This is a genomic window from Streptomyces sp. NPDC048434, from assembly GCF_043200375.1.
Classification (GTDB): Bacteria; Actinomycetota; Actinomycetes; order Streptomycetales; family Streptomycetaceae; genus Streptomyces.
The window spans coordinates 95,666-117,158 of the sequence record NZ_JBICXQ010000006.1 but is presented as its reverse complement, the minus strand read 5'-3'; the positions used below and the strand labels follow the sequence as shown (position 1 = coordinate 117,158).

The 21,493-nt window shown below is 72.0% G+C and carries 18 protein-coding genes; 4 read left to right on the top strand and 14 right to left on the bottom strand.

From position 1 onward, the window contains the following. Positions 1–2 precede the first annotated feature (2 nt). From ACGFWI_RS09435 to ACGFWI_RS09385, 11 genes are all read right to left on the bottom strand, one after another. Entirely contained in the window at positions 3–842 is an 840-nt protein-coding gene (locus ACGFWI_RS09435; protein ID WP_393905344.1) for an amino acid ABC transporter ATP-binding protein, read from the bottom strand. Beyond that, positions 839–1,624: an amino acid ABC transporter permease gene (locus tag ACGFWI_RS09430; protein WP_393905343.1), complete on the bottom strand. Its 786-nt coding sequence runs from the start codon at positions 1,622–1,624 to the stop codon at positions 839–841. The genes ACGFWI_RS09435 and ACGFWI_RS09430 overlap by 4 nt, the downstream gene beginning before the upstream one ends. Positions 1,625–1,635: 11 nt before the next feature. Continuing rightward, on the bottom strand, positions 1,636–2,430 hold the full coding sequence (locus tag ACGFWI_RS09425; protein ID WP_393905342.1) for a basic amino acid ABC transporter substrate-binding protein: 795 nt from the start codon (positions 2,428–2,430) through the stop codon (positions 1,636–1,638). A 193-nt stretch (positions 2,431–2,623) separates the two neighbouring features. Then, the gene (gene mmuM / locus ACGFWI_RS09420) at positions 2,624–3,544 is read right to left on the bottom strand and encodes a homocysteine S-methyltransferase (RefSeq protein WP_393905341.1); all 921 of its coding nucleotides are present in this window, start codon (positions 3,542–3,544) and stop codon (positions 2,624–2,626) included. 168 nt (positions 3,545–3,712) lie between these two features. Then, a complete protein-coding gene (locus ACGFWI_RS09415) occupies positions 3,713–6,772 on the bottom strand; it encodes a glycoside hydrolase family 2 TIM barrel-domain containing protein (protein WP_393905340.1) in 3,060 nt (1,019 codons plus the stop codon). 130 nt (positions 6,773–6,902) lie between these two features. Then, on the bottom strand, positions 6,903–8,066 hold the full coding sequence (locus ACGFWI_RS09410; protein ID WP_393905339.1) for an LLM class flavin-dependent oxidoreductase: 1,164 nt from the start codon (positions 8,064–8,066) through the stop codon (positions 6,903–6,905). A gap of 48 nt (positions 8,067–8,114) precedes the next feature. Further along, positions 8,115–9,320, bottom strand: a complete 1,206-nt coding sequence (locus tag ACGFWI_RS09405) for an SfnB family sulfur acquisition oxidoreductase (protein ID WP_393905338.1) — start codon at positions 9,318–9,320, stop codon at positions 8,115–8,117. Between the two features lie 61 nt (positions 9,321–9,381). After that, complete coding sequence (gene ssuE / locus ACGFWI_RS09400) at positions 9,382–9,936, bottom strand: NADPH-dependent FMN reductase (RefSeq protein ID WP_393905337.1); 555 nt, start codon at positions 9,934–9,936, stop codon at positions 9,382–9,384. A 125-nt stretch (positions 9,937–10,061) separates the two neighbouring features. After that, positions 10,062–11,279, bottom strand: a complete 1,218-nt coding sequence (locus ACGFWI_RS09395) for an acyl-CoA dehydrogenase family protein (RefSeq protein WP_393905336.1) — start codon at positions 11,277–11,279, stop codon at positions 10,062–10,064. Positions 11,280–11,324: 45 nt separating this feature from the next. Further along, on the bottom strand, positions 11,325–12,578 hold the full coding sequence (sfnG, locus tag ACGFWI_RS09390) for a dimethylsulfone monooxygenase SfnG (protein WP_393905335.1): 1,254 nt from the start codon (positions 12,576–12,578) through the stop codon (positions 11,325–11,327). Positions 12,579–12,764: 186 nt separating this feature from the next. Next, complete coding sequence (locus ACGFWI_RS09385; protein WP_366414974.1) at positions 12,765–12,860, bottom strand: putative leader peptide; 96 nt, start codon at positions 12,858–12,860, stop codon at positions 12,765–12,767. Positions 12,861–13,111: 251 nt separating this feature from the next. On the opposite strand from ACGFWI_RS09385, the gene ACGFWI_RS09380 reads away from it, so the two are divergent. Beyond that, positions 13,112–14,032 carry a LysR family transcriptional regulator gene (locus tag ACGFWI_RS09380; protein ID WP_393905334.1) on the top strand — a complete coding sequence of 307 codons (921 nt, stop codon included), beginning with the start codon at positions 13,112–13,114 and terminating at the stop codon, positions 14,030–14,032. 27 nt (positions 14,033–14,059) lie between these two features. Here ACGFWI_RS09380 and ACGFWI_RS09375 read toward each other — a convergent pair whose 3' ends face one another. Beyond that, positions 14,060–15,400 (bottom strand): SWF or SNF family helicase, encoded by a 1,341-nt coding sequence (locus tag ACGFWI_RS09375; protein WP_393905470.1) that lies wholly within the window; start codon positions 15,398–15,400, stop codon positions 14,060–14,062. Positions 15,401–15,402: 2 nt separating this feature from the next. Next, positions 15,403–18,525: a DEAD/DEAH box helicase gene (locus tag ACGFWI_RS09370; RefSeq protein ID WP_393905333.1), complete on the bottom strand. Its 3,123-nt coding sequence runs from the start codon at positions 18,523–18,525 to the stop codon at positions 15,403–15,405. Positions 18,526–18,673: 148 nt separating this feature from the next. Between ACGFWI_RS09370 and ACGFWI_RS09365 the strand changes: the two genes are divergently transcribed. Next, the gene (locus tag ACGFWI_RS09365; protein WP_393905332.1) at positions 18,674–18,856 is read left to right on the top strand and encodes a hypothetical protein; all 183 of its coding nucleotides are present in this window, start codon (positions 18,674–18,676) and stop codon (positions 18,854–18,856) included. 308 nt (positions 18,857–19,164) lie between these two features. Here ACGFWI_RS09365 and ACGFWI_RS09360 read toward each other — a convergent pair whose 3' ends face one another. Then, positions 19,165–19,947, bottom strand: a complete 783-nt coding sequence (locus ACGFWI_RS09360; RefSeq protein ID WP_393905331.1) for a hypothetical protein — start codon at positions 19,945–19,947, stop codon at positions 19,165–19,167. Positions 19,948–20,036: 89 nt separating this feature from the next. On the opposite strand from ACGFWI_RS09360, the gene ACGFWI_RS09355 reads away from it, so the two are divergent. Continuing rightward, positions 20,037–20,468 (top strand): hypothetical protein, encoded by a 432-nt coding sequence (locus ACGFWI_RS09355; RefSeq protein WP_393905330.1) that lies wholly within the window; start codon positions 20,037–20,039, stop codon positions 20,466–20,468. A gap of 111 nt (positions 20,469–20,579) precedes the next feature. Beyond that, complete coding sequence (locus ACGFWI_RS09350; RefSeq protein ID WP_393905329.1) at positions 20,580–21,476, top strand: oxygenase MpaB family protein; 897 nt, start codon at positions 20,580–20,582, stop codon at positions 21,474–21,476. The last annotated feature ends 17 nt before the right edge of the window (positions 21,477–21,493 follow it).

Here is a 21,493-nt window from a genome sequence, read left to right as displayed (position 1 = left end):
GATCAGCGATCGACGCGCTTGCCCGCCGCGCCGGTGTCCGTGACCTCGCCGACCTCGGCGGCCGCCGGATCCAGCACCCGCGCCAGAAAGGTCCTGGTCCGCTCGTGCTGCGGGGCGCCCACCACCTGCTCCGGAGTGCCCTCCTCGACGATCACCCCGCCGTCCATGAACACCACCCGGTCGGCGACCTCCCGCGCAAAGCTCATCTCATGGGTGACGACGAGCATCGTCATGCCCTCCTGCGCCAGCGCACGCATCACCGCCAGCACATCGCCGACCAGCTCCGGGTCCAGCGCCGAGGTCGGCTCGTCGAAGAGCATCAGCTCCGGGTCCATGGACAGCGCACGGGCGATGGCCACCCGCTGCTGCTGCCCGCCCGACAACTGCGCCGGATAGGCCGCCGCCTTGTCACTCAGCCCGACCCGTTCGAGGTTGGCGCGGGCGATCCGCTCCGCCTCGCCGCGGTCGCGGCGCAGCACCCGCCGCTGGGCGATCGTCAGATTCTCCAGCGCGGTCAGATGCGGAAAGAGGTTGAAGGCCTGGAAGACCATCCCGATCCGCCGCCGGACCCGGTCGATGTCCACGTCGGGGTCGGTCACGTCGGTACCGGCCACCATGACCCGGCCCGCGCTCGGCTCCTCCAGCAGATTCACACAGCGCAACAGGGTCGACTTCCCGGACCCCGAGGGCCCGATGACACACACCACCTCGCCGCGCGCCACCGAGAAGTCGATCCCGCGCAGCACCTCCAGCTCCCCGAACGCCTTGCGCAGGCCCTGTACATCGATGGCCTTCGCGTCTGCCGTCTCCGGTGCCGCCTGGTCGGTCGTCACGCCGCTCACCTGGCCTTCGCCGTACGGGCCTCCAGCCGACGGACCAGCTGGCCGAGCGGGAGGGTGATCACGAGATAGAGCAGTCCGGCGATCAGGATCGGGGTCAGGCTCTTGTGCTCATTGAGCGCATCCCGGCCGAAGTTGGCCAGCTCGAACTGGGTGAGGGAGAGCCCCAGCAGATACACCAGCGACGAATCCTTGGTCAGCAGGATCAATTCATTGGTCAGCGGCGGCAGCACGATACGGAACGCCTGCGGAATGACGATCGAGAGCATCGCCCGCCCGTGCGACATCCCCAAAGAACGCGCCGCCTCCGTCTGTCCCTTGGGGACCGCCTGAATGCCGGCCCGGATGGTCTCCGCCATATACGCCGCGCCCACCAGCCCGAGCGACAGCATCACCGTGATGTTCATATCGAGCGCGACCTCGAAGGCCAGCGGCACACCGAAGCCGAGCGCGATGAACACCAGCAGACAGGGGATTCCGCGGAAGAACTCGATATAGGTGACCGCGATCCAGCGGTAGGGCGGCACCGACGAGAGCCGCATCAGTGCGAGCACCAGCCCGAGCGCCAGCCCGAAACCGAAGCCGAGCAGGGTGTAGAGGACCGTGTTGACCAGCGCCGTGGTGATGATCTCCGGGAACAGCGCCTTCGCGACCTCCACGTCGAAGAACGCCATCCGCAGCTGATGCCAGTCGGCGATCAGTGCGAAGACCACCACGGCGACGACCAGGACGCCGTACTGCACACCGCGGATCACCCGGGCGCGCTGTCGTTTGGACAAAGACATGACGGCCGGCCTCAGCTCTGCGGGGTGGTGCCGAACCACTTCTTGTAGATCCGGTCGTAACTCCCGTCGGATTTCGCCTTCTTGATGACCGCGTTGATCTTCTTCCGCAGCGCGTCGTTCCCGGTGCGCACACCGATGCCGTAATGCTCACCGGTATTGAATTCCGCGGTGACCTCGGTGTCCGGATTCTGCTTCACATAGTCGAAGAGCACACCGTTGTCATTGATGCCGGCATCGACCTGGCCGGACTTCACGGCGGTCAGCAGCAGCCCCAGATCCTCGAACTCCACCAGCTCGACGCCCTTGCCGTGCTTCTTGGCGTAGATCCCGCCGGTGGTGGCCTTCTGGTAGCCGAGCTTCTTGCCCTTGAGGTCCTCGACCTTCTTGAAGGGCTTGCCCTTCTTCGTCAGCAGTGCCTGCGTGGCATTGAAATAAGGGTCGGAGAAGTCCATGACCTTGTCCCGCGCGGACGTGATCGTCATGCCGGCGGCGGCCAGATCGCATTTGCGGATGGTGAAGTCCTGGCCGGTCTCGATGCCTTCGAAGGGCGTATTGACGATCTCCTGCTTCACGCCCAGGTCCTTGGCGACCAGGTCCACGAGATCCACATCGAACCCGACGACCTTGCCGTCCTTCTTCACCTGGAACGGCGCGTACGGAAGGTGGGTGCAGGTCTTCAAGGTCCCGGAAGAGACCAGTTCCAGACCGCCGCCCTTCTTCCCGTCGGACTTGGTGCTGCTGCACCCCGCCAGAACGGTGACGGCCGCGAAAACGGCTATGACAGGCAACGCGGAGCGAGCGGACACAGGCCCTCCAGGGGCAGGATGAACATCAACCAAGCCATGCGTGCTGCGATGTGGCTGCATCCTGCCATCGGGCCGGGGCTCTGTCGCCGCCGCGTCGGTTGCGTCTGTGTAACGCCTTCGGCCCGCATCCGGGCCGGTGGCGGCCGTCGTACCCGTCGCAACCGGCCGCCGTTCCCGCTCCCGCGCCGCCCCTTCAGCGGCCGAGCCCGGCCGCCAGCTCGGCAATGGCGTCCGGGCCCACCCGGCAGCAGCCTCCGATGAGCCGGGCGCCGTCCGCGGCCCAGGCGGCGACCCGGTCCGCGCGGAACGCCGGGTCGCCGCACCAGGCCCGCGCCCCGGCGTCCCAGCTCTCCCCGCTGTTGGGGTAGACCACCACCGGCTTGCCGGTGACCCGGGCCGCCAGCCGCACCGCCCGGTCCGCATCGTCCGGCGCGCAGCAGTTCACCCCCACCGCGATCACCTCGTCGGCGTCGGCGGCCAGCGCGAACGCCTCCGTCAGCGGCTGCCCGGCCCGGGTGCGGTCACCCGCGACGCTGTACGACAGATAGGCCGGTACCCCCAGCCCGCGCACCGCCCGCAGGAGTGCGCGGGCCTCCTCGGCATCCGGCACCGTCTCCAGCGCCAGCACATCGGGACGCGCCGCGGCCAGCACCTCCAGGCGCGGCCGGTGGAAACGCTCCAGCTCGTCCACCGTCAGGCCGTAGCGGCCGCGGTACTCCGAGCCGTCCGCCAGCATCGCCCCGTACGGGCCCGCCGAAGCGGCCACATACAGCGGCCCGGCAACCCCGTCGGCCTGCGCCCGCCCGGCCGCCTCGCGGGCCAGCTCCACACTCCGGGCGAGCAGCGCCGCGGCCCGCTCCTCGCCGATACCGCGCCGCGCGAACCCCTCGAACGTCGCCTGATAGCTGGAGGTGATCGCGACCTGCGCCCCGGCCCCGTAGTACGCCAGATGCGCCTGCACCACCGCCTCCGGCTCCTCGGCCAGCAGCCGGGCCGACCACAGCGCGTCGCTGAGGTCGTGCCCGGCGGCCTCCAACTGGTTGGACAGCCCGCCGTCGAGGACGACCGGCCCCGCGGCGAGGGCGTCGGCGAGCGGCGGGATCGTGCTGACCATGGTGCAAGGCCTCTCGGTGCTGCGGGATGCGTGGGTGCGCACGCCTCACCCCGGATCGTAACGCCCGCCGGTGACAAAGCCCCTGGTCGCAGTGGTGCGCGGGGCCACGGCGTACGGCACCGTGCACCGGCCGTCACGGCATGGCGGCCTGCGCACGTCGGCGTGGATTCAGTGCAGTGACGAGAACACGAACGAGAACCGCGCCGGCGCCGGCGCCAACCGGTGCTGCGGCAGCACCCCCGGCCCGCACGACTGGCTGCCGATGCCGTGCTGCGCATGGTCGAGATGGAGCCACAGGCTCTCACCGGGCCGCAGATCCGTGGTGTGGCGGGCCGCGGCCAGTTCCTCGGTCGACCACCGGCGGGCGGTGAGGAAGAAGTCCGGGTCGCCCTCGATCCGCAGACCCGAGCCGTCCGACCGGGTCAGCTGTGCCCAGCGCACACCGGGCCGCGCACCGTTCTCCTGCGGCCGCACATACGGCGTCTGCAGCGCGTCCACCGGCATCGACCAGCGGCCCACCCGTGCGGCCGCCCGGGTGTCCGGATAGCCCTCGCCCGGCCCGCCGCCGAACCACTCCGCCAGGCCCAGGCTGCCGCACAGCTGCATCCGCACCCCCAGCCGCGGCAGCGGAACCGGCCAGTCGCCCTCGGGGTCGACGCGCAACTCCAGCCGCAGCAGGTCTCGTTGTGCCGTCCAGCGGTAGACCGTCCGCAGCGCCAGCGGTGCGCCGGCCGGGGCGACCCGGGACCGCACCACCAAGGCGTCCGGGCCGGTCTCGACGGCATCGACGCGGTGCCGCATCCGGTGCAGGCCGATCCGCCGCCACTCGGTGGCCGGCCGCGGTCCCGGCTGCCAGGGCGCGGCCTCGTCGTTGTCGGTCGGCGCCCGCCAGACATCCAGCCGGGGACCGCCGATCCGGACGCCGTCCAGATAGGCCAGTGCCCCCGTGGCGGCGTCGAAGGTCCCCGGCCCGAGGACGATCACATTGCCCTCACCGCGGCGCGGTGCCGCGGTGGGCGCCGGGGGAGCGACGGCGCGCCGCGGGGCGGCCGGCAGCTGGCCCCAGGCGACCTCGTGGCCCGCGCGCGCCCAGGCGCTGTCCTCGTCCAGCACGGCCCGGACCGTCCAGAACGCCTCCCCCTCGTCGCCCGGCTCGACCGGCGGTGTCGGCAGCGTCACCGCGACCGACTCGCCGGGCGCCGGGCGGGGCGCCGCCAGCCGGCCGTGGCCGCGCAGCTCACCGTCCAGCTCGTAGCTCCAGCGGAAGTCGAGGTGGCCGAGGTCGGCGAAGTCGTACAGATTGGTGATCCGGACCGCGTTCGCCGTGCCGTCGTCGTCGGTCTCCGCCTCGATCCGCACCGGCTCGATGACCTTCTTGAACTCCAGCAGGCCCGGGGAGGGCACCCGGTCGGGCAGGACCAGCCCGTCGCAGACGAAGTTCCCGTCGTGCAGCTCCTCGCCGAAGTCGCCGCCATAGGCGTGGAACATCTCGCCGGCGGGTGTCTGCTGCCGCAGCCCGTGGTCGATCCACTCCCAGACGAAACCGCCCTGGCAGCGCTCATAGCGCTCGAACAGCCGCTGGTACTCACTCAGCCCGCCCGGACCGTTTCCCATGGCATGCGCGTACTCGCACAGGAGGAAGGGGAGTTGACGTCGCCGGGCGTCGAGCTCCGGGTCCGGCAGCGGCGCCTCGGTGCGCTGTCCGATGCGCTCCACCTCGGCGTGGTCGGCGTACATCCGGGAGTAGACGTCGGTGTCGGCGCAGCTGGGGTCGCCCTCGTAATGGAGCGGCCGGGACGGGTCGCGCTCGCGCATCCAGGCGGCCATGGCGGACAGCCCGCTCCCCGTACCGCACTCATTTCCCAGCGACCACAACACGACGGCGGGGTGGTTCTTGTCCCGCTCGACCATCCGCCGGGCCCGGTCGAGCAGCGCCGGCTCCCAGCGCGGCTCATCAACCGGATTGTCCCGCCAGCCCTGCCCGCCGAACCCGTGCGTTTCGAGATCGCACTCCTCGACGACCCACAGGCCCAACTCGTCACACAGATCGAGGAAGGCGGGGTGCGGCGGATAGTGGCTGGTGCGCACCGCATTGATGTTGTGCTGCTTCATCAGCAGCAGATCGCGGCGCATCGTCTCGGGGCCGACGGCGCGTCCGGAGCGCGGATGGAACTCATGGCGGTTGACGCCGCGCAGCAGGATCCGGCGGCCGTTGACCTTCAGCAGCCCGCCCTCGACGCGGACCGTACGGAACCCGATCCGCAGCGGGATCCGCTCACCGGAGGTGACCAGCCCCCCGTCGTACAGGTGCGGCTGTTCGGCCGTCCAGGGACGCACCGGCACCGTCGCGCTCTCCCCGGTCGCCAGATCGAGGCCGAGCGCCGGGACGGTCACCCGGCCGGCCGGCTCGCACTCCACCCGCAGGGTGCCGTGACCCGTGACGTGATCGAACCCGGCGTGCACGAAGTGGTCGGCGACCGAACCCTCGGGACGGCGGTGGAGCGAGACGTCCCGGAAGATGCCGGGCAGCCACCACTGGTCCTGGTCCTCCAGATAGCTGCCCGACGACCACTGGTGGACGCGTACCGCCAGCACATTGCCGCGCGGCCGCAGCAGCGGCCCGACCTCGAATTCGTGCGGCAGCCTGCTGCCCTTGAAGTGGCCCAGCTCCTGGCCGTTGAGCCAGACCCGGGCACAGGACTCCACCCCGGCGAAGTGCAGCACCGCGGGCCCTTCGCCCCACCCCTCGGGCAGATCGAAGACCTGCCGGTGATCGCCCGTCGGGTTCTCGTCCGGCACCCGCGGCGGATCGACCGGGAAGGGGTAGGCGGTGTTGGTGTACGCGGGCGCCCCGCTCGGCCGCGCGGTGCCATTGCCCTCGTAGGAGCCTTCGGAGGCGAAGCGTCCCTGGAGCGCCCAGTGGCCGGGCACCCGAAGCTCCTGCCACTGCGCATCGTCGAAGTCCGGGCGGGCGAACGAGTCGTCCTCGGCGGTGGCGCTCGGCGAGAGCCGGAACCGCCAGCGGCCGTGCAGCGAGAGGCGGGCGGCATCCGATCTCGCGTACCAGGCGCGGGGCGGCAGGGCCCCGCGTCCCGGCGAGCGGTCCTCGTAGTACGGGGGGTGCCGGTGGTGGCCGGATGGGTGCGGTGCGCTGTCCGTCCCGTCGGCGGTCCGTGGCGGCTGTCGGTACGACGTGTGGTGCGGCGCGTGCGGCGAGGTGCCGGTCACTGGTCCTCCTGCTGCGGGCGAGGTGCCTGGCGGTGGGGGATCAGCTCAGCGAATCATGTGCGGCGGCGCGGCGCAGCCGGATGGGGCGGATTGGGCCAGGGGCGCCGTGGCGAGCCGCCCGGCCCAGGGGTCAGCGGCCCACCCCGGCGGCGAACGGGATCTGCGCGGCGGCCGTGGAACCCTCGGTCCGTGCGGCCGGATGCCGCCACAGCCCGGCGTCCCGCAGCACCGGCAGCACCCCCTCCCCGAACCAGTACGCCTCCTCGACATGAGGGTGCCCGGAGAGGATGAACTCCTCGATGCCCAGCCGCTGATACTCCACGATCCGCTCCGCCACCTCCGCATGGCTGCCCACCAGCGCGGTACCCGCCCCGCCCCGTACGAGCCCGATACCGGCCCACAGATTCGGCGCGATCTCCAGCCCGTCGGTGCGGCCGCCGTGCAGCGCCAGCATCCGGCGCTGCCCCTCCGACTCGCTGCGGGCCAGCCCCTCCTGCACGGTACGGATCGCCTCCGGGCCGAAGCCGTCCAGCAGCCGCTGCGCCTCGGCCCATGCCGCCTCCGCCGTGTCCCGGGTGATCACATGCAGCCGGATGCCGAACCGTACCCGGCGCCCGGCGCGGCCGGCCAGCTCCCGGATCCAGGCGATCTTCCGCTCGACCTCGGCCGGCGGCTCGCCCCAGGTCAGATAGACGTCGGCGGCGCGCGCGGCCACCTCTCCGGCGGCCGGGGACGACCCGCCGAAGTACACCGGAGGCACCGGATCGGGCACCCGGGCCAGCCGGGCGCCCGCCACCCGCAGCTGTTCCCCGGTGTGATCCACCGTCTTCCCGTCCCACAACTCCCGGACGATGTCCAGGAATTCGCCGGTCCGGGCATAACGGGCATCCTTGTCCAGGAAGTCCCCGTAGGCGCGCTGCTCATGACTCTCGCCACCGGTGACGACATTCAGCAGCAGCCGTCCACCGGAGTGCCGCTGGAAGGTGGCGGCCATCTGGGCGGCCAGGGTCGGTGCGATGATCCCCGGCCGGAACGCCACCAGGAACTTCAGCCGTTCGGTCTCGCGGGCCAGCATGGCCGTGGTGAGCCAGGCGTCCTCGCACCAGGCCCCGGTGGGGGTGAGCGCCCCTTCGAAGCCCAGGTCCTCGGCGGCGCGGGCGATCTGCGTCAGATAGCCGAGGGTGGCGGGCCGCTCCCCGCCGGCGGCCCCGGCGGGCAGGCCGTGGCCACCGCCGACGACATGACGGCTGTCGCCGTAGGTGGGCAGGAACCAGTGGAAGGTGAGGGAGGACATGCGGGCTCCGATGGGGAAGACGGGTGGGGGGCGGGTCGGGTCCGGTCGTCAGAGCAGACCGTGCCGTGGCGGCCGGGTGCCGTTGAGGAGATAGCGGCCGATGTGCTGCACCTTCCAGCGGACCGGGTCGTGCAGGGTGTGGGTGCGCGCGTCCCGCCAGTGCCGGTGCAGGTTCAGCCCGTCCAGGGCGGCCCGGGTCCCGGCCACCTCGAACAGTGCGCTGCCGGTCTCCACCGCGGCCTCCGCGGCCACCACCTTCGCCGCGGCCACCGCGATCGACGCCTCCGCCGCGGAGTCGTCGGTGAGTGCCTGCGCCGCGGCATCCACCGTGCGCGCCGCCGTGGCCAGCAGTGATTCGGCGGCCCGCACCCGTACCGCCAGTTCCCCGAACCGCTGGATCAGCAGGGGATCCTCGGCCGCGCTGTCGAGACCGCTCTCGAACCACGGCCGGCTCTTGGTGCGGACGAACGCGGCGGCCTCGGCCAGCGCGCCGGAGGCGATCCCGGCGTCGATCGCCGCGTGCAGCAACTGGGCGACCGCGCCGTGCAGTTGGGGACCCCGGAAGGTGAGGTGATGCGGTACGACCCGGTCGGCCGGCACCGTCACCTCCTCCAGATGCACCGTGCCACTGGCCGTGGTCCGCTGCCCCATGCCGCCCCAGTCGTCGACGACCCGTACCCCCGGCGCCTCCTTGGGCACATACGCCACATAGAGCGCATCGTCCCGCCCGCGCGCCAGCACCGGGATCCAGTCGGCGAACAGCGCACCGGTCGCATAGTGCTTCACCCCGCTCAGCACATACGAACCGTCCGCCGCGGAGACCAGCCGGGTGCGGATGTCCTGCACATGCCGGGTCCCCGCCTCCGACTGCGCATTGCCCAGCCGCCGTCCGGCCAGCACCTCGTCGAAGAAGAACGCCTGCTGCTCAGCGGTTCCCTGCCGGCGCAGCACATTGATGTACACGAAGTGGCTCTGCGGGATCTGGGACAGACTGGCGTCCCCGGTCGCCAGCAGCCGCACCACCTCGGCCAGCGTCTCGGTCCGTACCTGCGCACCCCCATGGGACCGCGGCACGGTGATGGCCAGCAGCCCGCTCGCCGACAGCCGCGCCAGCTCGGTGTGCGGCAGTCGGCGAACGGCGTCCCGCTCCGCGGCACCGGCCCGGAACACCTCGGCCAATTCCGCCGCGACGGCCAGGGCCTCGGCGTCATCGGTGATCACATGAGCGGTGGCGGGCCGCGCGGGAGCGGTCACGGTGCTGCCTCCAGGGGGAGTGTCGAAAGGGCGGGGACGTGGGGGACTTGGGAGCGGTGGGTCAGCTCGCGACGGACAGCAGCGGGCTGCGTCCGAGCGCCCCGGAGAACTGGGCCAGGACCTGATCGAGCCCTTCCTGCGCGCCGGGATCGACGCTCAGCGCGCCGTCGTCCCGTACGGCCAGGTGCCGGTCGAGAACGAACCAGCCCTGGACGATGTGCGCGGCTCCCATGGACGAGAGCACCGGCCGCAGCGCGTAGTCGATCGCCAGGACGTGGGCGGTGCTGCCTCCGGTCGCCAGCGGCAGCACGGTCTTGCCCGTCAGCGCGTACTGCGGCAGCAGATCCAGCAGTGACTTGAGGAGGCCGGAGTAGGCGGCCTTGTAGACGGGGGTGCCGATGACGATGCCGTCGGCCCGGGCGAAGAGTTCGGTGGCCTCGACGATCGCCGGATGGCCGAAATCGGCCCCCAGCAGCGCCTCGGCGGGCAGTTCGCGGACGTCCAGCGGAATGACGTGGTGCCCCTCGTCGGCGAGCCGGTCGTCCAGATGACGCAACAGACGGGCGGTACGCGAGGTCGCGGAGGGACTGCCGGAGACGGAGAGAACGGTGGCCATGGAGACGATCACCTCGAAGTGCGGGAGGGGGAGTGCGGAGCGTGGGGGAGGGGGCGCCCCGTGGGGGAGGGGGCGCCCGGAACCCGTCGGTGCGGCGACGGGCCGGGCGTGGGGGGCGGAGCCGGTCAGGAGTACCAAGTCGGCTCGGGGAGTTCGCCGTCGAGCACGAACCGGCCGACCTCACGGCGCTTGTAGGCCACCGGATCGTGCAGGGTGTGCGTGCGGACATTGCGCCAGAAGCGGTCCAGGCCCTCGGCGGAGGCGGTGGACCGGGCCCCGGTCACCTCGAAGATCCGCTGGGTGACCTCCAGCGCCACCTCCGTGGCGCGGGCCTTGACCGCGGCGACCCGGACCTCGAACTCGCCGCGGTCCTGCGCGGTCACCGCGTCCGGGTCCCCGTGCAGCCGCTGCCCCTCCTCGGACACCCGGTCGGCCAGCGCCTCGGCGGCCCAGAGCTTGCCCGTCAGATCGCCGTAGATGTCGATGACGTACGGCTCGTCGGCCGCCCGCTCCTGGCCGCCGTGCAGCCAGGCGCGCGCCTTGGCGCGGGTGTAGGCCGCGGCCGTCTCCAGGGCGCCCGCGGCGATACCGAGGTAGAAGTGGGCGAAGACCAGCTGGATGGTCGGTACGTTGAGGGTGTTGTAGACCCGTGGCACGAACGCCTTGTCGACGTACCCGGCGGCCGCTGACCACGGCACCCGCACCCCGTCCAGGGTGACGCCGCCGCTCTCGGTGAGCCGCTGCCCGATGTTGTCCCAGTCGTCGTGGAACGCCAGCCCGGCGCTGTCGGACGGCACGATGGCGAAGACATGGTCGTCGGTGCCTTCCAGGACCCCTTCCAGCACGGTGACATCGGAGACCTTGCTCCCGGTGGAGAACGACTTCTGGCCGGTGAAGGCCAGGGTCTCGCCCTCGTCCCGTACCACCACGTCCTTGTCGCGCGGGTTGACCGCGCCGCCGAAGAACCACTGGTGCCTCGCGGCCTCGGCCTCCACGTGCTCCCACTGTTCGCGGGTGCCGACCAGCCGCGCGGCCCAGTTCCACAGATAGTGGTAGCCGAGCAGCTGGCCGATGGACCCGTCCGCCTTGGCGACCTCCCGGATCACCCGGTACGCGGTCGGCCAGTCCTGGCCGGCGCCCCCGTGCGCGGTGGGTCCGAGGAGCGTGACCAGACCGGAGTCCTTGAGCAGCTGGACCTCGGCGTACGGGGTGGCGCCCGCACGGTCACGGGCGACGGCGTCGGTGGCGAGGACGGCGGCAACCTCCGCCGCGCGCTCGATCCAGCCCTGCGGGCCCTCGGGTGCGGGCCGGGCGGCCCAGTCGGACGGTGCGACGGTGCTCATAGGAAGTCTCCCTGGATGGTGTGGTGAGAGGGGGGAAGGGCGCGCTCAGGGCCGGACGGCGGCCGGAACCGGGCCCGACGGGGGCGCGGCGTCCGCTTCCCGCGACGGTGTGTCCCCGTCCGAGGCGTCCGCTTCTGGCGGCGGTGTGGCGTCCGGTCCAGCCGTTGCGGCGACCGGTCCCAGGTCCGCCGCCTGCGGCCCCTCTTCCTGTGCCTCCAGCTCGCGCACGAGCGGCAGCACCCGCTCGCCGAAGTACTCGACCTCCTCCAGGTAGTGGAGGAATCCGAGCAGGAACAGATCCACGCCCAGCCGCTTGTACGCCACGATCCGTTCGGCGATCTGCTCCGGTGTGCCGATCAGGCCCGTACGGAAGCCGTCGTTGTACTGGATCAGGTCCTCGAAGGCGGAGTCCTGCCACATGCCGGTGCCATCGGCCGTGGACTGTCCGGCCTGCTTGACCGCCGCGCCGAAGCCGTGCACCGCCTCGGTGTCCGCCTTGGCGATGATCTCCCGCAGCACCTCCCGGGCCTCGGCCTCGGTGTCCCGCGCGATCAGAAAGCCGTTCAGCCCGAAGCGGGGGGCCGGCCGGCCCGCTGCCGCGGCCGACGCCCGGACGTCCGCGAGCTGCTCGGTGACGCCGTCGAAGTCCTTGCCGTTGCTGAAGTACCAGTCGGAGACCCGGCCGGCCATCGCCCGCGCCGCGGTGGAGTTGCCGCCCTGGAAGATCTCCGGATGGGGGCGCTCGGTGGTGTTGAGCGGCTTCGGCTTGAGCGAGAAGTCCCGGATCCGGTAGAAATCCCCGGCCAGTTCGGCATGGTCCTCGGTCCAGATGGTGCGCAGCGCCTGGATGAACTCCTCGGCCCGCCGGTAGCGCTCGTCGTGCTCCAGCCACGGTTCCCCGAGGGCGCTGAACTCGCCCTTGAACCAGCCGCTGACCACGTTCACCGCGAACCGTCCGCCGGAGAGCTGATCGGCGGTGGCGCCGAGCTTCGCCAGCACACCCGGGTGCCACAGCCCCGGATGCACCGCCGCGATCACCTTGAGCCGTTCGGTGGCGAGCAGCAGCGCGAGGCTGAAACTCGTGGACTCGTGCTGGAATTCGGCGCCGTAGCTGGCCATATAGCGGACCTGGCTCAGCGCATACTCAAAACCGTTGTTCTCGGCCAGTACCGCCAGCTTGCGGTTGTAGTCGTAGCCCCAATCAGTGCGCTGTTCGATGGTGCTGGTCACCAGGCCGCCACTGACATTGGGCACCCAATAGGCGAAGCGTGCGGGGCCGGGGGCGGGCAGGTCGGACATCAGGATCTCCCGGTGGTGAGGAAAGCCGCGTGCAAGAAGGCGCGTCGAATTAGGCGCGCAAAGTTCGTACGGAAAGGCGCGAGGCAGCCGACGAAAGGGGAGCGACCCGGACGGCGATACAGAGATCGCCGCGGAATGCCCTTGCGGCAAAGGAATCCACGACTGGTGCGGAAGGGCTCTCAGCCGTCAGCGCTCGCGGGCGACACCGCGACAGAGCGAGCTGGAGATCCGTGCGAGATCGACGTGACGCCGTTGGGTGAGCTGCTTCTGTTGCCCGTTCATGAACGCGTCACCTCCTCGCAACAATTGCGCCGCGCCGGCCAATGGGCGACGGCCCTTGCGGCCTTTTCCGGTCAATGTGGCCGCCTCCCCGCCGAGTTTAGCGGCCAGGGTGCGAAGCGTCGATACGGCGTACGTGAGGTGGTGATAGGGTCCCCCTTGAACCGGGGGGAAGAACCCCAGGAGAAGGCTTCAAAGGCGAGTGAATCCACTGAGGTTCACCATCGGCATCGGATCACCGGGGTGCGTATTCCGTGCGGATCGAGCAACTCGAATACATAGCGGCGGTCACCCGCCTCGGCTCGCTGCGCAGAGCCGCCGAGGAACTCCATCTGTCCCAGCCCGCATTGAGTGAAACCGTCCGCAATCTGGAACGCGAACTCGGTGTGGACATCCTTGACCGCAAGCGCTCCGGAGCGAAGATCAGTGACGACGGCCGGGAGCTGCTGCCGCATATCGTCGGGGTGCTCGATGCGGTCGACAAACTGCGCCGGGCCGCGGACGACCAGCACCACATCAGCCGGATGGTGCGACTGGGCACGGTCAACGCCGCCACGGTTCCGCTGCTGGTACCGGCCATCCGTGAGTTCCGGGCCGGGCATCCGCTGACCCAGGTCGAGGTGATCGGCGCCCAGCAGGCCGAGATCCACCGCGCGCTGCTGGAAGGCAGCCTCGACCTGGGACTCGTCAACTACCTGCGCGGCGACGACCTCCCGCCGGACGTCCACACCACCGAACTCCTGCGCGGCCGGCCCGTGGTGTGCCTCCGGCCGGACAGCCCGCTGGCCGAGCTGAGCGAGGTGTCGGTGACCGAGCTGCTCGCCCAGCCGCTGATCGTGATGCGGTCCGGCTATGTCATGCACCGCTTCGTCCACCGGCTCCTCAAGGGCCGCACGCCCTCCTTCTCCTACTCCACCGACGGCGCCGAAATGGGCAAGCTGATGGTCGCCGAGGGCTTGGGCGCCACGGTCCTGCCCGACTTCAGCATCCTCGGCGACCCGCTGGAACGCAGCGGCACCATCACCTGCCGCCCGCTGGCGGACGACCGCACCGACGTCCTGATGGTGATCCAGCGCCGCCGCTCCGGCTCGGTCCCCAAGGCCGCCCGCGATCTGTACGAGCTCTTCGTACGACGGGCCGCCGCACACCGGGCGGCGGCCGGGGGCGGGAGCTGACCCGCCACACCCCCGCTTGCATCCCCCTCACCCCTCCGCCGGCAACCCCTCCGCCGACAACCCCGCCAACGCGCCCGCCGGATCGTCCGCGGCCGGACCCGCGGGCACCCACTGTCCGCCTTCCCTGCGATACGGCCACCAGCGGCCGTCCCGCCCGTAGCGCAACTGGGCCTCGCCGCCGACCACCGTCCAGCGATTGCGGGTGGCACACAGCCGCGGCCGGGTCTCGCCGTCCTCCCAGGCGGCCGCCAGCCGGCCGGTTGCCCGCGCCAGCGCCTCCGGCTCCGGTGTCCAGTCCTCCTCCAGGACCGCGAGCCCGGCCGGTCCGCCCAGCTCCCAGGCCCGTACGGCCGGCGCCAGCGCCCGCGCATCGCGCCCCGAACCGGCCGCCAGCCGCGCCGATATGGCCTCCCCGGGGACGGCCGCCGCCAGCCGCACCGCATCCTGGGCGGGCGTCAGCACGGGCGGCGGCGGGCTGTCCGGGTGGCCGGCGGCGAGTGCGTCCGCCAGCAACCGCTGGGCGCGCGCCGCCGCGTCCCGGGCCAGGAACTCCAGCGCGGCCACGTCCACCCCGGGCGCGGGCGGGGCCCCGCCACCGAGTATCGGTGGGGTGCCCGGTGTGGCGACCGGCGGCGGCGCCGGGGGCAGCGGCGGCAGAATGTCGCGCGCCGCATACGCCTCGGCCGCCGGCACTCCCGGACCGGGCCGCTCCGCCGCCGCGTCCTCGTGCGTCGGCCCCTCCGCCCGCGCCGCGCTGCGTACCTGCAGCTCATCGAGCAGCTCCCGCTCGCCCCGGCCACGCAACAACAAGAGAACGAACGGGTCCTGGTCGAGCAGCCGCGCCAACTGGTAGCACAGCGCGGCCGAATGTGCGCAGTGGTCCCACGCGTCGCAGCTGCACTCGGACTCCAAGTCGCCGATGCCCGGCAACAGTTCGATCCCGGCGGCGGACGCGTCCTCGACGAGTACCGGCGGCATGTCACGGTCCAGCAGCGCCGCGATATGCCCGGCCCGGTCCGCGACCATGTCGAGAAAGTGGTCCCAGTCCGCGTCGCTCAACTGCTGCAGCAGCACATCGGACCGGTGCCGCGTACGGTCGCTGTCCTGGACGACCGCGGTGATCCGGCCGGGGCGCACCGACACCGCGCCGACCGCACCGGCCCGCGCATGCCGCCGGCCCAGCCTCAGCTGCTCGCCGTCCAGCGCGGTGTCCTCCAGCGCCTTGAGCCACGCCTGCCCCCACCAACTCCGCGCAAAGGCCCGCCCGCGCGCCGCAGGCAAGGCACCGAACGTCCGCTCAGCGGCCGCCGCGTCCCCCTCGCCCGACCTCTCCCGGCCCAGGTGCATCGCTTCTCCCTCTCCGGGCATCGTCATCGCTCACTCCCCCGCAGTGCGACCAGGTCCGCCAGCTCGGCGTCGGTGAGTTCAGTCAGCGCGGCCTCGCCGGACCCCAGCACCGCATCGGCCAACTGCTGCTTACGGGAGAGCATTTCGGCGATCCGGTCCTCGATCGTGCCCTCCGTGATGAACCGGTGGACCTGCACCGGCTGGGTCTGCCCGATGCGGTACGCGCGGTCGGTGGCCTGCGCCTCGACGGCCGGATTCCACCAGCGGTCGAAGTGCACGACATGCGACGCCCGGGTGAGGTTCAAACCGGTACCGGCAGCCTTCAACGACAGCAGGAACACCGGCGCCGCGCCGTCCTGGAACCGCTGCACCATCTCCTCGCGGCGGGCCACCGGCGTGCCGCCGTGCAAGAACTGCGTGGGCACCCCGCGCGCCGCCAGATGGCTCTCCAACAGCCGCGCCATCTGCACATACTGCGTGAACACCAGCACGCTGGAGCCCTCGGCCAGGAGGGTGTCCAGCAGCTCGTCCAGCAGCTCGACCTTCCCCGAACGCCCCGCGATCCGCACCGCTCCCGACGCCCGGCCGTCGTCCGCCGGACCGCTTTCCTTCAGGTACTGCGCGGGGTGGTTGCAGATCTGCTTGAGCGAGGTGAGCAGTTTGACCACCAGCCCACGGCGGGCGAACCCGTCCGTCCCGGCGATCTCGTCGAGCCCCTCGCGCACCACGGCCTCGTAGAGCCCGGCCTGTTCCCTGGTCAGTGCCACCGCACGGTCGGTCTCCGTCTTGGGCGGCAGCTCCGGCGCGATCCCCGGATCGGACTTACGGCGGCGCAACAGGAACGGCCGCACCAGCCGGGCCAGCCGCTCGGCCGCCGCACCTGCCTCCGGGGACGCCGCCGCGCCGCCCTCGATGGCCTGCGCATAGCGCGTACGGAAGCGGCCCAGCGGCCCCAGCAGTCCGGGCGTCGTCCAGTCCAGGATCGCCCACAGCTCCGACAGGTTGTTCTCCACCGGGGTGCCGGTCAGAGCCACCCGGGCCTTGCCGGGCAGGGTCCGCAGAGCCTTGGCGGTCGCGGAGAAGGGGTTCTTGATGTGCTGTGCCTCGTCGGCGACGACCAGCCCCCAGCCCACCTCCGCCAGCTTCCCGGCGTCGAGCCGCATCGTTCCGTAGGTGGTGAGCACGAACGCGCCGTCCGCCAGATCCGCCAGGCTGCGCCGCCCGGCGTGGAAGCGGCGCACCGGCGTGCCCGGCGCGAACTTCTCGATCTCCCGCTGCCAGTTGCCCATGAGCGAGGTGGGGCAGACGACAAGCGTGGGGCCGGCCGCCCCGGGGACGCTCTGCCGGTGCAGATGCAGGGAGATGAGCGTGATCGTCTTCCCCAGGCCCATGTCGTCGGCGAGACAGCCGCCCAGCCCCAGCGACGTCATCCGGTGCAGCCAGCCGAGTCCGCGCAACTGATAGTCGCGCAGCGTCGCGGTGAGCGCCGCCGGCTGCCGGACGGCTGTGGCGTCGCCGCCCTCCGGGTCGGCGAGCCGGTCGCGCAGCCGGGCCGGCCATCCGGTGGCCTCCACCGCCACCCGGCCGCCGTCCGCGGCCTCGGCGGTTCCGGTGAGTGCGGCGCCGAGCGCATCGAGCGGCGTGATCTTACGGTCCGGCCGGTCCCGGGCGGCCCGCACCGCTTCCGGGTCGATCAGCACCCACTGGTCGTGCAGCCGCACCAACGGCCGTCCCGCCTCGGCGAGCCGGTCCAGCTCGTGCCGGTCGACCTCCTGGCCGCCCACCGCAAACCGCCAGCTGAAGGAGAGCAGGGCATCCGCCGACAACAGCGAAGGCAGCCCCGACTCCGGTCCTTCCCACCCGTCACCGTCGCGCGCGCCGGGCGGCCCCACCACGGCCCGGCTGGTCAGCTTGCGCGCCAGCTCCTTCGGCCAGTGCACCTGCACCCCGGCGGCGGCCAGCGCACGGCCGGCCGGACCGAGCAGTTCGGCGACTTCTTCCTCGGCGAGATCCAGCGCCCCGGGCACCGCGGCGGACAACAACGGGGTGAGCGGCGCCCAGACATCCGCCGCACGGCGCAACGTCAGCAGTGTGTCCATCCGCGCCCGCGACCCGAGGGCCTGCCCGGCGGGTGACGTCCCCGCCCATACCTCGGCGGCATCCGCGACCAGCATCGGGTCGGTGAGGCTGTGCAGCTGGAGAACGGCGGAGAAGGTGATGCGGTCAGCTGCGGGGTCCGCGCCGACGTCGCCGCCCGCATCGCGCGGACCCGTTCCCCCGCTCCGCACCGCCGGCGGCGTCCCGGACGCACCGGCCGCGGCCGGTTGCCCGTCGTCCCGCCCGTCGACGCTCATGAGCCCGTCCCGGTCACGGAGCCGCGCCGCCTGCGCGCCGTGCACTTCCACCCGCAGCGAGATCCGTACGCCCGCGTCATGCCCCGCGGCGACGTCGGCGGCCCAGGCGCGCTGTTCGGGGATGTGCTGTGGAGCGGACACCGCGAAGGCCGGCGCTCCGGTGACCAGCGCCGCGCCGGGGGAGCGCGGCAGCCCGTCCGCCACCGCGTCGAGGAAGGCTCGCAGCTGCCGCTCGGGGTCCGGCAGCGCCAACGGGTCGGAATCCGCTAGCGGGACGGCGTGTGCGTACGGCGGCATCGCTGCCGCGAGATCGCGCAGCCGCTCGATGTCCTCCGGGTCGAGCGGACCCAGCCGCCAGGCGTCATACCCGTCGGGACTCACCCCGGGCAGCAGCCGGCCGCGGGCTGCGAGCTGCAGCGCCAGTACGGACGCGGCTCCCCAGAAGGCGGCAGCCGGATGGGCGCCCCGTGCGGCCCGCGCGCGGGTGAGCACCGGAACCGCCTCGGCCACCGTCAGGACCAGGGCGGGCACCTCGCACAGGGAAACGCCGCCGTCCTCGTCCGGCAGGACGACATCCAGCCGCTCCGTCGCCTCGTCCTCCCCGTCCGTCGCGTCGTTCCCGTCTTTCCCGCCCGCCGCGCCGTCCGCGGCGCGCGCCGCCCCCACGGGCTCGCCATCGGGGCGCCAGAAGGCGACCCGCCCCGCTCGCGGCGGATCCGACGGCAGGAACACCGCTGCACAGCGGGACAGGGCGGAGAGCTGAGCGGGCGTGACCGCGGCGGGGGGTGTCACTGGTTCCCGAACTCCTCAAGTTTGACTACTGGCGCCTGGAGCGCCCGAGAGTACAGGACGGCATGCCCGTTCCTGGAACCTGCGGCGCGAAAACGGCGTTCAATGGAGTACACAGAGCGCGGCGTATGCCGCGGAAGGGGCGTGAAGGATGTCCACACAGGCGAAGGTCGCGGTCGGCGGCGTCGCGGTGGGAGTGATCCTGCTGTGGCTGCTGCCCTTCTGGGCGGCCCTCTTGGTCATCGTTGGAGTGCCGGCCGTCGCCTATCTGACGCTCGACTCCTCCCAGCGCCGCCGGCTCCGCCGCGTCGGCCGCAAGCAGATCGACCGCTGACCGGGCGGACTCCCGCGCCGCGCCGTCCGCCCCAAAGCCGGGCGGCGCCCTCGCCCGGCCCCGGCTCGGCCCCCTGCCTCACCCCGTCAGGCCAGGCGCGGGGTGGTGGGCGTGGGCATCGCGGCTGCCGTGATCCGTGGCTGGGGCCGGTGCGCGGCCGCTTCGCCGTCCGGGGGCCGGTGGACGTGGTGTGCGGCTGAGGCCGTTTCGCCCCCACGGAAGAGCGCACCCCCGCTACGGCGTCATCCCGCACCGGCCGCGGCGCACCGCGACCCCCGTATACGGCACCACCCCGCGCAACGACCCGCTCAGACCGGCCGCGCCGCCAGCTCGTCGAGGGACGTCAGCAGGTCGGGCAGCTCGGGCCCCCGGCCCACCGGATGTACCTCGCCCGGCTCGTCGTCCAGCAGCACGAACGCAATGTCGTCGGTACGGGCGACCATGCTCCAGCCGGGCCCGTCGACCCGCAGCGTCCGTGCCTCCCCGGCCGCGAACGACGACCGCACCCGCCCGGGCGGCGGCGGCTCGTTCACATAGCCGCGCGCCTCCTCCAGCACCCGCCGCACGCCCTTGTGCGCATGATCTCCCGGCTCGGCAAAGCTGTCCTCGTCATCCACCTCCGCGCGCCACGCCGCCCACTGCATCGCGATCTCGTCCGCGCCGAGCCGCCGTTGGGCAGGCCCCCACTCCTCGGCGTCCGGCGGCGTGAGCGGCGCCGGGTCGCCGTCCTCCGGCTTCGGATCATGCGGCTGCGGCACACCGGGCGCCGATACGGCGAGCGAGAGCGGCCAGCCGGGCAGCGCCCCGACGATGCTGTCCTCCCCGGGGGACAGGTCGTACTCCATCCCGCAGTCCCAGGCCGCGATCGCACAGGCCACCAGCGACACATCCTCCGTCGCCACCGTCCAGCGCGCGCCGTCACTGTCCTGACCGAGGACCAGCCCGTAGCCCTCCGCGTACGGTTCGAGGCCTAGGCCACCACACACCTCGGGGTAGTCGTCGCCGAGCACGCTCGGGAACTGCGCGGGCGTCAGCAGCACCGCCGTCAGCACGAACAACTGGTCGTTGTCGGCGCTCTCGGTCGTGGGCACGCGGGCCTCCCCATCCAATCCATTGCGGAGTACGTCGGCGCACCTTAATTGGCTTGGGACAAGCTTGTCACCAGCCGTACGCTGCGCAGATGTGTTTTTACAGCAGCCGGATGCACTTCGTGTGCCTGGCCTGCCGGGCCGCGTGGAAGAAGACGCCGGTCTCGCAGGGCCCGGACCGCTGCACCCAGTGCGGCGCCGAGCTGATCAACGCGGGCGCCGATCTGGCGGTCCCCAAGCGGCGCGACGAAGCCGGCTGGCGTGCCCTGGAGGCCGTCCTGCGCGCGGGACTGACCTTCCACGGCGGCTGCTGCGGTACGGGGCCGGGCTACCGCCCGCGCACCCCGCGCGAGGTCCAGGAGCGGCTGGCGCTCGCCGACCGCACCGGCATGCCCGTCAAGAAGGCGCTGGCCGTGGTGGACCCGACGCTCACGGACCGCTACGGCGCCGACGCGCGCACCCCGGGGCGCGGTACCCGCACCGCACGGCGCACGACCGGCGTGCCCCCACGCGAGACCCCCTGACACTACGGAATCCGGCCACCGCACGGCCCGATCTGGCGCCCGTCACGCCCACTCAACTACCGTCCGCACCCCTAAAATTGGCCCGTCGGCGAACGAAGGGACGGATGTCAGGTGCGGCGCTACGACTGGTTGAGGGAGATCCTGCGGCTCGACCCGGAGCGCGACTTCCTGCGGATCTACCGCATCATCGCGAACCATGAATTCCCCTGGGACTTGACCCGGGCCCTGGAGCTGGCGCTCTACCGCACCTACGCGGTGCCGAGCATCGGCCGGCTGCTCTCCGAGACCGCCGAGCTGACGGGCCGCACGCAAAAGCGCTACGACGACACCGCCCTCCTCCTGGACGCCGTCGTCGAGCACGGCTTCGACGGCGAGGACGGCCGGACGGCGATCCGCCGCATCAACCAGATGCACCGCAGCTATGACATCAGCAACGAGGACATGCGCTATGTCCTGTGCACGTTCGTGGTGGTGCCCAAGCGGTGGCTCGACGCCTACGGCTGGCGGCGGCTGACCGCGCACGAACGGCATGCCGTCGCCGTCTACTACCGCACCCTGGGCCGCCATATGGGCATCACCGAACTCCCGGAGACCTACGAGGACTTCGAACGGTGCCTCGACGCCTACGAGGAGGCGCACTTCGGCTGGGACGAGGGCGCGCGAAGGGTGTCGGACGCCACGCTGGATCTGATGGCGGGGTGGTACGGCCCGCTCGCTCCGGTGGTGCGCGGAGCCAGCATGGCCCTCCTGGACGACACGCTGCTGGAGGCGTTCCGGTACGAGCGGCCCAAACCCGCGGTCCGGAAGGCGGTGCGCAGCGCTCTGAAGCTGCGCGCCAGGGCCGTGCGGCTGCTGCCGCCCCGCCGCACTCCGCACTACGCCCGCCAGAACCCCGAGATCAAGGGCTATCCGAACGGCTTCCGGGTGGCCGAGCTCGGGACCTTCCCCGCCTCCCGCAGCACGGGCAGCTGCCCGGTGCCCCATGGGGAGGGCCCGGCGGCGTCCTGAGGGGCGTTCACCGGCGG

Excerpts from the sequence above, each read along its gene's own strand:
- ACGFWI_RS09395 (WP_393905336.1), bottom strand. The coding sequence starts at position 11,279 with ATGAGCACCGTCGCACCGTCCGACTGGGCCGCCCGGCCCGCACCCGAG.
- ACGFWI_RS09410 (WP_393905339.1), bottom strand. The coding sequence starts at position 8,066 with ATGTCCTCCCTCACCTTCCACTGGTTCCTGCCCACCTACGGCGACAGC.
- sfnG (WP_393905335.1), bottom strand. The coding sequence starts at position 12,578 with ATGTCCGACCTGCCCGCCCCCGGCCCCGCACGCTTCGCCTATTGGGTG.
- mmuM (WP_393905341.1), bottom strand. The coding sequence starts at position 3,544 with ATGGTCAGCACGATCCCGCCGCTCGCCGACGCCCTCGCCGCGGGGCCG.
- ACGFWI_RS09355 (WP_393905330.1), top strand. The coding sequence starts at position 20,037 with ATGTGTTTTTACAGCAGCCGGATGCACTTCGTGTGCCTGGCCTGCCGG.
- ACGFWI_RS09385 (WP_366414974.1), bottom strand. The coding sequence starts at position 12,860 with ATGAACGGGCAACAGAAGCAGCTCACCCAACGGCGTCACGTCGATCTC.
- ACGFWI_RS09365 (WP_393905332.1), top strand. The coding sequence starts at position 18,674 with ATGTCCACACAGGCGAAGGTCGCGGTCGGCGGCGTCGCGGTGGGAGTG.
- ACGFWI_RS09430 (WP_393905343.1), bottom strand. The coding sequence starts at position 1,624 with ATGTCTTTGTCCAAACGACAGCGCGCCCGGGTGATCCGCGGTGTGCAG.
- ssuE (WP_393905337.1), bottom strand. The coding sequence starts at position 9,936 with ATGGCCACCGTTCTCTCCGTCTCCGGCAGTCCCTCCGCGACCTCGCGT.
- ACGFWI_RS09375 (WP_393905470.1), bottom strand. The coding sequence starts at position 15,400 with ATGCCCGGAGAGGGAGAAGCGATGCACCTGGGCCGGGAGAGGTCGGGC.